At 68.4% G+C, this 11,146-nt stretch carries 8 protein-coding genes and 2 tRNA genes; 2 read left to right on the forward strand and 8 right to left on the reverse strand.

What is annotated here, in order from left to right; all coding sequences use genetic code 11:
• Positions 1-3: 3 nt before the first annotated feature.
• Both AB0N07_RS29755 and AB0N07_RS29760 read right to left on the reverse strand, forming a co-directional pair.
• Positions 4-1,488: a folylpolyglutamate synthase/dihydrofolate synthase family protein gene (locus tag AB0N07_RS29755; RefSeq protein WP_365840255.1), complete on the reverse strand. Its 1,485-nt coding sequence runs from the start codon at positions 1,486-1,488 to the stop codon at positions 4-6.
• Between the two features lie 195 nt (positions 1,489-1,683).
• Positions 1,684-4,308, reverse strand: coding sequence for a valine--tRNA ligase (locus AB0N07_RS29760; protein WP_365840257.1), 2,625 nt, complete (start codon positions 4,306-4,308; stop codon positions 1,684-1,686).
• Positions 4,309-4,444: 136 nt separating this feature from the next.
• On the opposite strand from AB0N07_RS29760, the gene AB0N07_RS29765 reads away from it, so the two are divergent.
• On the forward strand, positions 4,445-5,416 hold the full coding sequence (locus AB0N07_RS29765) for a hypothetical protein (RefSeq protein WP_365840267.1): 972 nt from the start codon (positions 4,445-4,447) through the stop codon (positions 5,414-5,416).
• Between the two features lie 80 nt (positions 5,417-5,496).
• Here AB0N07_RS29765 and clpX read toward each other — a convergent pair whose 3' ends face one another.
• From clpX to AB0N07_RS29790, 5 genes are all read right to left on the reverse strand, one after another.
• Entirely contained in the window at positions 5,497-6,783 is a 1,287-nt protein-coding gene (clpX, locus tag AB0N07_RS29770) for an ATP-dependent Clp protease ATP-binding subunit ClpX (RefSeq protein ID WP_351471003.1), read from the reverse strand.
• Between the two features lie 178 nt (positions 6,784-6,961).
• Positions 6,962-7,642 (reverse strand): ATP-dependent Clp protease proteolytic subunit, encoded by a 681-nt coding sequence (locus AB0N07_RS29775; RefSeq protein WP_099928871.1) that lies wholly within the window; start codon positions 7,640-7,642, stop codon positions 6,962-6,964.
• Between the two features lie 70 nt (positions 7,643-7,712).
• Positions 7,713-8,318, reverse strand: coding sequence for an ATP-dependent Clp protease proteolytic subunit (locus AB0N07_RS29780; protein ID WP_181922768.1), 606 nt, complete (start codon positions 8,316-8,318; stop codon positions 7,713-7,715).
• Positions 8,319-8,659: 341 nt separating this feature from the next.
• On the reverse strand, positions 8,660-10,057 hold the full coding sequence (gene tig, locus AB0N07_RS29785) for a trigger factor (RefSeq protein ID WP_365840261.1): 1,398 nt from the start codon (positions 10,055-10,057) through the stop codon (positions 8,660-8,662).
• 224 nt (positions 10,058-10,281) lie between these two features.
• Positions 10,282-10,358: transfer RNA gene (locus AB0N07_RS29790), tRNA-Pro, on the reverse strand.
• Between the two features lie 130 nt (positions 10,359-10,488).
• On the opposite strand from AB0N07_RS29790, the gene AB0N07_RS29795 reads away from it, so the two are divergent.
• Positions 10,489-10,559: transfer RNA gene (locus AB0N07_RS29795), tRNA-Gly, on the forward strand.
• A gap of 148 nt (positions 10,560-10,707) precedes the next feature.
• Here the strand turns inward: AB0N07_RS29795 and AB0N07_RS29800 are convergent.
• The gene (locus AB0N07_RS29800) at positions 10,708-10,902 is read right to left on the reverse strand and encodes a hypothetical protein (protein ID WP_016435177.1); all 195 of its coding nucleotides are present in this window, start codon (positions 10,900-10,902) and stop codon (positions 10,708-10,710) included.
• Positions 10,903-11,146 lie beyond the last annotated feature (244 nt).

Consider the following 11,146-nt stretch of genomic DNA (forward strand, 5'->3'; position numbering starts at 1 on the left):
CGGTCAGCCCCTTCCCAGCAGCAGCCGGGCCTCGCCGACGGTGATGACGGATCCGGTCACGAGCACGCCACCGCCCGCGAACTCGCCCTCCTCCTCGGCCAGCGTGATCGCGGCCTCCAGGGCGTCCGGCAGTCTTGGTTCGACCTGGACGCGCTCGTCGCCGAACACCTCCACGGCGATCGCGGCGAGCTCGTCGGCGTCCATCGCGCGGTGGCTGGAGTTCTGCGTGACGACGACCTCGGCGAAGATCGGCTCGAAGGCCTCCAGCACTCCTCGTACGTTCTTGTCGCCGCTCGCACCGACCACACCGATCAGCCGGCTGAAGTCGAAGGCCTCACCGATCGCCTCGGCGGTGGCGCGGGCGCCGGCCGGATTGTGGGCGGCGTCCAGGACGACGGTGGGCGAGCGCCGTACGACTTCGAGCCGCCCGGGCGAGGAGACGGCCGCGAAAGCCTTACGGACGGTGTCGATGTCGAGCGGCTCGGGCCGCTGCGAACCGACCCCGAAGAACGCCTCCACTGCGGCGAGCGCGACGGCCGCGTTGTGCGCCTGGTAGGGGCCGTGGAGCGGGAGGTACACCTCGCCGTACTCGCCGCCGAGGCCGCGCAGGGTGAGCAACTGTCCGCCGACCGCGACCTGACGTGCCACGACCCCGAACTCCAGGCCCTCGCGGGCCACGGTGGCGTCGACCTCGACGGCCTTCTTCAGCAGCACCTGGGCCGCGTCCACCGGCTGTTGGGCCAGGATGACCGTCGCGTCCTGCTTGACGATGCCGGCCTTCTCGGTGGCGATCGCTCCGGGCGTCTCACCGAGGCGGTCGGTGTGGTCGAGGTCGATGGGGGTGATGACGGCGACGTCCCCGTCGATGACGTTGGTCGCGTCCCAGGAGCCGCCCATCCCCACTTCCACCACGGCGACATCGACGGGCGCGTCCGCGAAGGCCGCGTACGCCATGCCCGTCAGCACCTCGAAGAAGGACAGCCGGTACTCCTGCTGCGCGTCGACCATCTCGATGTACGGCTTGATGTCCTCGTACGTCTCGACGAAGCGCTCGGCGGAGATCGGGGCACCGTCCAGGCTGATGCGCTCGGTGATCGACTGGACGTGCGGGGAGGTGTAGCGGCCGGTGCGCAGTTCGAAGGCGCCGAGGAGGGCCTCGATCATGCGGGCGGTGGAGGTCTTGCCGTTGGTGCCGGTGATGTGGATCGAGGGGTACGAGCGCTGCGGCTCGCCCAGGACGTCCATCAGCGCGGCGATACGGCTGACCGAGGGCTCGAGCTTGGTCTCGCCCCAGCGGGTGGCGAGCTCCGCCTCGACCTCGCGCAGGGCCTTGTCGACCTCGGGGTCTTCCGGCCGCGCGGGCACATCGGCCTGCGGCGGGCCGCCCTGCGTGCGCAGGGTGCGGCTGCCGGCCTCAATGATCGCGAGGTCGGGGTCGCGGTCTGTCTCGGCGGCGACGATGTCGTCGAAGGGGTCGCTTTCACTCACGGGGTCAGTCTACGGAGGTCGACTGACAGTGCGCCCAGGGAGTTGGAGGCAAGGTCTTGTCCGGCGAGTGCGGGTGCGTTGTGGCTGGTCGCGCCCACGCGGCGGAGCCGCATATCGATACAGCACCGCGCCCCTATAGGCATGCGAAGGCCCCGGCGCTCATCAGCACCGGGGCCTGCGGCTGGGCAAGACGACTCACGCTTCCGGCAGCCGGTCCAGCTGGGCCTGGATCCGCGTGATGTCCTCCTCCGCCTTCGCCAGGCGCCCGCGGATCTTGTCCACCACGTTGTCCGGTGCCTTGGCCAGGAACGCCTCGTTGCCGAGCTTGGCGGTGGCCTGGGCCTTCTCCTTCTCGGCGGCCGCGAGGTCCTTCGCGAGGCGCTTGCGCTCCGCCGCCACGTCGATCGTGCCGGACAGGTCGAGGGCGACCTCGGCGCCGCCGACCGGCAGGGTCGCCGTGGCCGTGAAGGAGTCCCCCTCCGGCTGCAGACGCAGCAGCTGGCGGATGGCCGCCTCGTGCGGAGCCAGCGCCGTGCCGTCCAGGGTCAGACGGGCCGGAACCCGCTGGCCCGGCTGCAGACCCTGGTCGGCACGGAAGCGGCGGACCTCGGTGATGACCGACTGGAGAGTCTCGATCTCCTTCTCGGCGCCCGCGTCACGGAAGCCACTGTCCTTCGGCCACTCGGCGACGACGACCGACTCACCGCCCGTGAGGGTGGTCCAGAGCGTCTCCGTGACGAAGGGGACGACCGGGTGGAGGAGCTTGAGGGTGACGTCGAGGACTTCGCCGAGGACCCGCTTGCTGACCTCGGCCGCCTCGCCGCCCGCCTGGAACGTCGTCTTGGACAGCTCGACGTACCAGTCGAAGACCTCGTCCCACGCGAAGTGGAACAGCGCGTCGGAGAGCTTCGCGAACTGGAAGTCCTCGTAGAGCGCGTCGACTTCGGCGACGACGGAGTTGAGGCGGGAGAGGATCCAGCGGTCGGTCGCGGCCATCTTCGAGGCGTCCGGCAGCGGGCCCTGAACCGTCGCGCCGTTCATCAGTGCGAACCGGGTGGCGTTCCAGATCTTGTTGGCGAAGTTGCGGGAGCCCTGGACCCAGTCCTCGCCGATCGGGACGTCGACGCCCGGGTTGGCGCCGCGGGCGAGGGTGAACCGGAGGGCGTCGCTGCCGTACTTGTCCATCCAGTCCAGGGGATTGACGGCATTCCCGAAGGACTTCGACATCTTCTTGCCGAACTGGTCGCGGACCATGCCGTGCAGGGCGATGGTGTGGAACGGCGGGGTGCCGTCCATCGCGTACAGGCCGAACATCATCATCCGGGCGACCCAGAAGAAGAGGATGTCGTAGCCGGTGACCAGGACGGAGTTCGGGTAGAACTTCGCGAGCGACTCGGTCTGTTCGGGCCAGCCGAGGGTGGAGAAGGGCCACAGGCCGGAGGAGAACCAGGTGTCGAGGACGTCGGTGTCCTGGCGCCACCCTTCGCCGCTCGGCGGCTGCTCGTCCGGTCCGACGCAGACGACTTCGCCCTGAGGGCCGTACCAGACCGGAATGCGGTGACCCCACCACAACTGCCGCGAGATGCACCAGTCGTGGAGGTTGTCGACCCAGTCGAAGTACCGCTTCTCCATCTCCTGCGGGTGGATCTTGACCTTGCCCTCGCGGACCGCGTCACCGGCGGCCTTGGCGAGCGGGCCGACCTTGACCCACCACTGCATGGACAGCCGCGGCTCGATGGTGGTCTTGCAGCGCGAGCAGTGGCCGACGGAGTGGACGTAGGGCCGCTTCTCGGCGACGATCCGGCCCTCGGCGCGCAGCGCGGCGACGATCGCCGAGCGGGCCTCGAAGCGGTCCAGGCCCTGGAAGGGGCCGTGGACGGTGATCACGGCGTGCTCGTCCATGACCGTGATGGCCGGGAGGTTGTGGCGCTGCCCGATCTCGAAGTCGTTCGGGTCGTGGGCCGGGGTGACCTTGACGGCGCCGGTGCCGAACTCCGGGTCGACGTGCTCGTCCGCGACGACCGGGATGGTGCGGTCGGTCAGCGGCAGCTTGATCTGCTTGCCGACGAGGTGCTTGTACCGCTCGTCCTCCGGATGCACCGCGACGGCCGTGTCACCGAGCATGGTCTCGGCGCGGGTGGTGGCGACGACCAGCGTCTCCTCCCCCTCGCCGTACTTGAGGGAGACCAGCTCGCCGTCGTCGTCCTGGTACTCGACCTCGATGTCGGAGATCGCGGTCAGACACCGGGGACACCAGTTGATGATGCGCTCGGCGCGGTAGATCAGCTCGTCGTCGTAGAGGCGCTTGAAAATGGTCTGGACGGCCTGGGACAGGCCCTCGTCCATCGTGAACCGCTCGCGCGACCAGGCGACACCGTCGCCCAGGCGCCGCATCTGCCCGGAGATCTGCCCGCCGGACTCGCCCTTCCACTGCCAGACGCGGTCGACGAAGGCCTCACGGCCGAGGTCGTGGCGGGACTTGCCCTCCTTGCCCAACTCCCTCTCGACGACGTTCTGGGTGGCGATGCCGGCGTGGTCCATGCCGGGCTGCCAGAGCGTCTCGAAGCCCTGCATGCGCTTACGACGTGTCAGCGCATCGATGAGGGTGTGCTCGAAGGCGTGCCCGAGGTGCAGGCTGCCGGTGACGTTCGGCGGCGGGATGACGATGGTGTACGGCGGCTTGTCGCTCTTCTCGTCGGCCTCGAAGTAACCGCGCTCCACCCAGCGCTCGTACAGCGGCCCCTCTACGTCGGCCGGCGCGTACTGGGTCGGCAGTTCGGTGTCGGGCGCTGGTGGCTGCTGCTGAGCGTTCTCGGTCACGGGGTCAGTTTAGGGGTGTCACGGGCGTGTCCCGAAACGCGTTTGTTCTGTGATGGTGCGCCCCCCGATGGGACGCGCGCTCCCGGTCTACGCCAGGATGTCGGAGACATATAAGCATCTGGAGGGGAACCCAGTAATGAGCTACAACCAGCCGGGCCCGTACGGCGGGCAGCCTCAGCAGCCCGGACCGTACGGCCAGCCGGGGCCCTACGGCCAGCAGCCGCCGCAGGCCCCTCCGGCCCAGCCCGGCTACGGCTACCCCCAGCAGGCCCCTCCGCCCCAGCCCCAGCCCCAGCCGGGTTACGGCTACCCCCAGCAGGCTCCCCCGCCGCAGCCCGGCTACGGCTACCCGCAGCAACCCCCCTACGGCCAGGACCCTTACGGCCAGCAGCCCTACACCGTCCCGCAGCCGCCGGCGCCGGGCGGCGGCGGCAAGAAGGCGGCCCTGATCATCGGCGCGGTGGCGGTCGTGGCGGCCATCGGGGTCGGGGTGTACTTCGTGATCGGCGGCGGTTCCGGCAGCGTCGCGGATGACGGGGCCCACACGCTCACGGCGCCGGCGACCGTGATCAACGGCGAGTACACGAAGTCCCAGAGTGCCGACTCCGCCGGTCAGATGACCAGCCAGGACAAGGCCGACTTCCAGAAGTGGGGAGTGCAGAACCCCAAGGACGTCAGCGCCGGGTACAAGAGCGGCACCGGTCTCAGCGCGAAGAACCTGTCCTTCAGCGGTGTGTACGGCACCATCAACGACCCCGAGGCCGTCGTCGATGCCATGTTCGCCAAGGTCAAGTCGGAGTCCGACAAGGGCCAGAGCAGCAGCGGCACCAACGGCAAACTGATCGGCAGCCCGCAGGCGGTGACGCCTTCCGGCTTCTCGAACGGCGTCATGAAATGCCAGTTCATCGAGATCGACGGCGGGGCGTCGAGCACGGGCGCCGGCAGCGCCAAGACCATCAAGATGCCGATGTGCATCTGGGGTGACCACAGCACCGTGGCCGTCGTGTCGTCCTTCGCGCTGGCCGACCTCTCCAGCGGCGGGGCCTCGATCGACGACGCGGCCTCCCTCGCGGCAAAGCTCCGCAACGACGTACGCGTCAAGGCCTGACGCCGTACAGCTCCGGCAGAAAGCCACGAAGGGGCCCCGGTCGGTCGACCGGGGCCCCTTCGCCGTGTGCGCTACGGCGGTTACGCCGTCTTCTGCTCGCCCGGCCCGCGGCCCCGCGCATCCCGCGGGATCAGGGTCGGATTGACGTTCGAGTGGACGACGTCCGCCGTGACGACCACGCGGGCGACGTCCTTGCGGGACGGGACCTCGTACATGACCGACATGAGGACTTCCTCCATGATGGCGCGCAGGCCGCGGGCGCCCGTCTGGCGGAGGATGGCCTGGTCGGCGATGGCCTCAAGGGCCTCGCGCTCGAAGTCCAGTTCCACACCGTCGAGTTCGAACAGTCGCTGGTACTGCTTCACCAGGGCGTTACGCGGCTCGACCAGGATCTGGAGCAGGGCCTCGCGGTCCAGGTTGTGGACCGAGGTGATGACCGGGAGGCGGCCGATGAACTCGGGGATCATGCCGAACTTGACCAGGTCCTCCGGCATGACGTCCTCGAACTGGTCCTTCGCCTCCAGCTCGCGCTTGGAGCGGATCGTCGCGCCGAAGCCGATGCCCTTCGCGCCCGCCCGGGACTCGATGATCTTCTCCAGGCCCGCGAAGGCGCCGCCCACGATGAACAGGACGTTCGTCGTGTCGATCTGGATGAACTCCTGGTGGGGGTGCTTGCGGCCGCCCTGCGGGGGCACAGAGGCGGTCGTGCCCTCCAGGATCTTCAGCAGGGCCTGCTGGACGCCCTCCCCCGACACGTCGCGGGTGATGGAAGGGTTTTCACTCTTCCTCGCGACCTTGTCGATCTCGTCGATGTAGATGATCCCGGTCTCGGCCTTCTTGACGTCGTAGTCGGCCGCCTGGATCAGCTTGAGCAGGATGTTCTCGACGTCCTCGCCGACGTAGCCGGCCTCCGTCAGCGCCGTGGCGTCTGCGATGGCGAACGGCACGTTCAGCATGCGGGCCAGGGTCTGGGCCAGGAGGGTCTTGCCGGAGCCCGTGGGGCCGAGCAGCAGGATGTTGGACTTCGCCAGCTCGATCGCGTCGTCACGGCCGTTGGCGCCGCCGTTCTCGCCGGCCTGGACGCGCTTGTAGTGGTTGTAGACCGCCACCGAGAGGGCCTTCTTCGCCGGCTCCTGGCCGACGACATAGCCCTCGAGGAACTCGTAGATCTCGCGCGGCTTGGGAAGTTCCTCCCAGCGCACCTCGCTCGTCTCGGCGAGCTCTTCCTCGATGATCTCGTTGCAGAGGTCGATGCACTCGTCGCAGATGTACACACCAGGCCCTGCGATGAGCTTCTTGACCTGCTTCTGGCTCTTGCCGCAGAACGAGCACTTGAGCAGATCGCCGCCGTCACCGATGCGTGCCACGGTGTGCTTCCCCTTCGCCTGGGAGACGCCTGAATCCAGCGGCTCCTGGTGCTGCCTTAATCCGACGGTACCTTGCCGGGCCCCCCGTTCGGGCCCCCCTTGGCGCGGTTCACTTTGACGTGCAGCGTGTCAAAGCCCACTTACCGTGCCAAGGGGCGGCAGACGATACAGCCTCCGACTAGCGGACGGCCGCGTTGTTCATCTTCCGGGTGGAGATGATCTGGTCGATCAGGCCGTACGAGAGCGCCTCCTCGGCCGTGAGGATCTTGTCGCGCTCGATGTCCTCGCGGATCTTCTCGATCGGCGTAGTGGAGTGCTTGGCGAGCATCTCCTCCAGCTGCGAACGCATCCGCAGGATCTCGTTCGCGGCGATCTCCAGGTCGGACACCTGGCCGCGGCCCGTCTCGCTGTAGGGCTGGTGGATCAGCACGCGGGCGTTCGGCAGCGCCATGCGCTTGCCGGGCGTACCGGCGGCCAGCAGGATGGCGGCGGCGGAGGCCGCCTGGCCCATGCAGACCGTCTGGATGTCCGGCTTCACGAACTGCATCGTGTCGTAGATCGCGGTCAGCGCCGTGAAGGAGCCGCCGGGGCTGTTGATGTAGACCGAGATGTCCCGGTCGGGGTCCATCGACTCCAGGCACAGCAGCTGCGCCATGACGTCGTTGGCCGAGGCGTCGTCGATCTGGACGCCCAGGAAGATCACGCGCTCCTCGAAGAGCTTCGCGTACGGGTCGTACTCGCGGATGCCCTGCGAGGTGCGCTCGACGAAGCGCGGGATGACGTAACGGGACTCCGCCGTGGGGCCCGTGTACTCGGCGCGTGAGCGGTCGTACAGGCCGCTGCCGGGGAAGTCGTTCACTGTCTGTCTCCTAGGAGCTGAGGCGGTCGGCTGGGGGCTGTGCGGGGCCTCAGGGGCTCCGCGGTGGGGCTCAGGCCCCGGTACCGCCGCCGCCCGGCATGTTGGCGGCCGTCGTGATGACGTCGTCGATGAGGCCGTACTCCTTGGCCTCATCGGCGTCGAACCAGCGGTCGCGGTCGGAGGCGCGGGTGATCTCCTCGAACGACTGACCGGTGTGCTGAGCCGTGAGCTCGGCCATGCGCTTCTTGGTGTGCAGCAGCCGCTCGGCGTGGATCTTGATGTCGGAGGCCGAGCCCGCCAGGCCGGCGGAGGGCTGGTGGATCAGGATCTCGGCGTTCGGGAGCGCGAAGCGCTTGCCCGGGGTGCCCGCGCTGAGCAGGAACTGGCCCATCGAGGCGGCGAGGCCCATCGCGATCGTCACCACGTCGTTCTTGATGTACTGCATGGTGTCGTAGATCGCCATGCCGGCCGTGATCGAGCCGCCCGGGCTGTTGATGTACAGGTAGATGTCCTTGTCCGGGTCGGCGGCAAGGAGCAGCAGCTGTGCAGTGATCTTGTTCGCAATGTCGTCGTCGACCGGCTGGCCGAGGAAGATGATCCGCTCGTTGAGCAGCCGGTTGTAGACCTGGTCGCCGAGGCCACCACCGATGGAAGGCTCGCCGGCGGCTGAGGGCATCAGATTCGTCACGTATCCACCTGCTCGTCTTACGACGGCGCCGGGCCGTCTCACGTTTCCCTGCGGGGGCCTCCGGCGGTATCGCCGAGTTCCCTGCCCCCATATTCATGGACCCTAACGCGCGGGTCCCTTCGGGGAATCCCGCGGAGGGGGGTGTTCGCCGGGGGCGTAGCGTCATGGTCACTTTTGGTACGTGGGCGGGTGCGGTTGTCTGCGGCTGGTCGCGCCCACGCGGCGGAGCCGCACACCGGCACAGCCCCGCGCTCCTGGGGAGGCAAACGGGCCCCGGGTCGTCAAGCGACCCGGGGCCCGTCCTACGCACTGCAAGGCGCCGTGGGCGTTCAGCCCTCGGTCTTCTCCTCGGCGGTCTCGGTGGCGTCGGCCTCCGTGGCCTCCGCGGCGACCTCGGCGGCCGCCTCGACCTCGTCCTCGTCGTCCAGGTCGATGACCTCGCCGTTGGTGTCCTTGACCGTGGCGGCCTCGACGACCACCGCGAGGGCCTTGCCGCGGGCGACCTCGCCGACCAGGAGCGGAACCTGGCCGCCCTCGACGACGGCCTGGGCGAACTGGTCGGGGGACATGCCGGAGGAGGCCGCACGCCGCATGAGGTGCTCGGTGAGCTCCTCCTGGTTGACGTTGAGCTTCTCCTGCTTGACCAGCTCGTCGAGGACGAACTGGGTCTTGATGCCCTTGACCGCGGCTTCCTCGGTCTCGGCCTCGAACTCCTCGACCGTCTTGCCCTGGATCTCGAGGTACTTCTCGAGGTCGAGGCCCATCTGGCCGAGCTGGTGGTGCTCGAGGTTGTGCTTGCGGGTGTTGATCTCGTCCTCGAGCAGCTTCTCGGGGACCGGGACCTCGACCAGCTCGAGCAGCTTCTCCAGGACGCGCTCCTGGGCCTGCGTGGCCTGGTCGTACTGCTTCATGTTCTCGAGGCGCTTGCGGCTGTCCGCCTTCAGCTCCTCCAGGGTGTCGAACTCGGAGGCGAGCTGCGCGAACTCGTCGTCCAGCTCGGGCAGTTCGCGGGCGGCGACCTGGGTGACCTTGACGGTGACCTCGGCCTCCTTGCCGGCCGCGGAGCCGCCCTTGAGCTCGGAGGTGAAGGTGGCCTCGCCACCGGCCTCCAGGCCCTTCACGGCGTCGTCGATGCCGTCGAGCAGCTCGCCGGAGCCGATGGTGTAGGAGACGCCGTTCGCGACGCCGTCCTCCAGGACCTCGCCCTCGACCTTGGCCTCCAGGTCGATGGTGACGACGTCGCCGTCCTCGGCGGCGCGCTCGACCGGGGAGGTCGAGGCGAAGCGCTCGCGGAGCTGCTCGACCGACTTGTCGACGTCCTCGTCGGTGACCTCGACGGCGTCGACCTCGACCTCGATGCCGGAGTAGTCCGGGATCTCGAGGGCGGGACGGACGTCGACCTCGGCGGTGAAGTTCAGCGTCTCGCCGTCCTTCAGCTCCGTGATGTCGACCTCGGGCTGGCCGAGGACGTTCAGCTCGGCCTCGTTGACCGCCTCGGTGTAGAACTTCGGAAGCGCGTCGTTGACCGCCTCCTCCAGGACCGCACCGCGGCCGAACCGCTGGTCGATGACGCGCGCCGGGATCTTGCCCTTCCGGAAGCCCTTCACCGTGACCTGCTGGTTGATCTTCTTGTACGCCGCGTCGAGGCTGTCCTTGAGCTCCTCGAAGGGCACCTCGACAGTGAGCCGAACCCGGGTCGGGTTCAGGGTCTCCACGGCGCTCTTCACGGTTCGGTCTCCTTGTGGCTGACTTCTTGGTTTCTGCCGGAGCCAGACTGGTCCGGCGGATTTCGCCGCCCGGAGGACGTCCGAAGGATCTCCAGTGGTGGTCCAGTGGATTCCTGTGGATGAGACACACGGGCACGCAGCTTGCATAGTAACCGCAGCGGCTGAACGCCCCAAAGGCGATCATGAGAGGTGATCGCCCGGGGTGACCGGTGTTGACCGGTCGGTGGTCGGGGTGGCGGGATTTGAACCCACGGCCTTCCGCTCCCAAAGCGGACGCGCTACCAAGCTGCGCCACACCCCGTCAGGTGCGACACGTAGGGTACATGCCCGCTGGCAACGCGGCCGCCGCATTTACGGAGTGTGCGCCGAGGGGGCCGGACCCGCTACGATGCCTTCTGTGCCGCGGTCACCTGACCTGCGGCGCGCGCTGTGCGGGCGTAGCTCAATGGTAGAGCCCTAGTCTTCCAAACTAGCTACGCGGGTTCGATTCCCGTCGCCCGCTCTCCACGCATCAGGGCCGGGCCGGAGGACTTCCTCCGGCCCGGCCCTGATCGTTTCGGGCGCCGCTACGTCCGGCGCGTGGGGCGTGATCGTCCACGGGCGCGGCGCAGCGGCCTCCGCGTCCTCGGCGGGCGGAGCATCTGCCTGGATCAGAAGCTGATCGAGTTGATGGTCTCCGCTATCGAGTTCAGGAACCGGTTGATCGACGGGGCCATGCCGGTCGATGCGAGGAAGAAGCCGAAGAGCACCGCGACGATCGCCGGGCCGGCCTTGATGGAGCCTCCCCTGATCAACACCACCAGGATGATCGCCAACAGCAGCACCACTGACAGTGAAATGGCCACAACTGATCACACCCTCGGTCGGTCCGCTCTCCCGGCCCGGGGATGCCAGCCCCGCGCACCCCCGCCAGAACCATCGTGCCACCAACGGGGCCCCCGTATGCGGCTGGTGAGACATCGTCGGTGACACCTGTGCCGGACCTTTGCCTCAGCCTCGATCCACCGCGTGAATATTGATCACGGGTGTCGGGCGGGTTGCGGGTGTTTCTTCGGGGTGCGGGCAGCGGTGATCGCCGGGTGGCCGTCC

It is taken from the genome of Streptomyces sp. NPDC051172 (assembly GCF_040682555.1).
Taxonomy (GTDB): Bacteria; Actinomycetota; Actinomycetes; order Streptomycetales; family Streptomycetaceae; genus Streptomyces.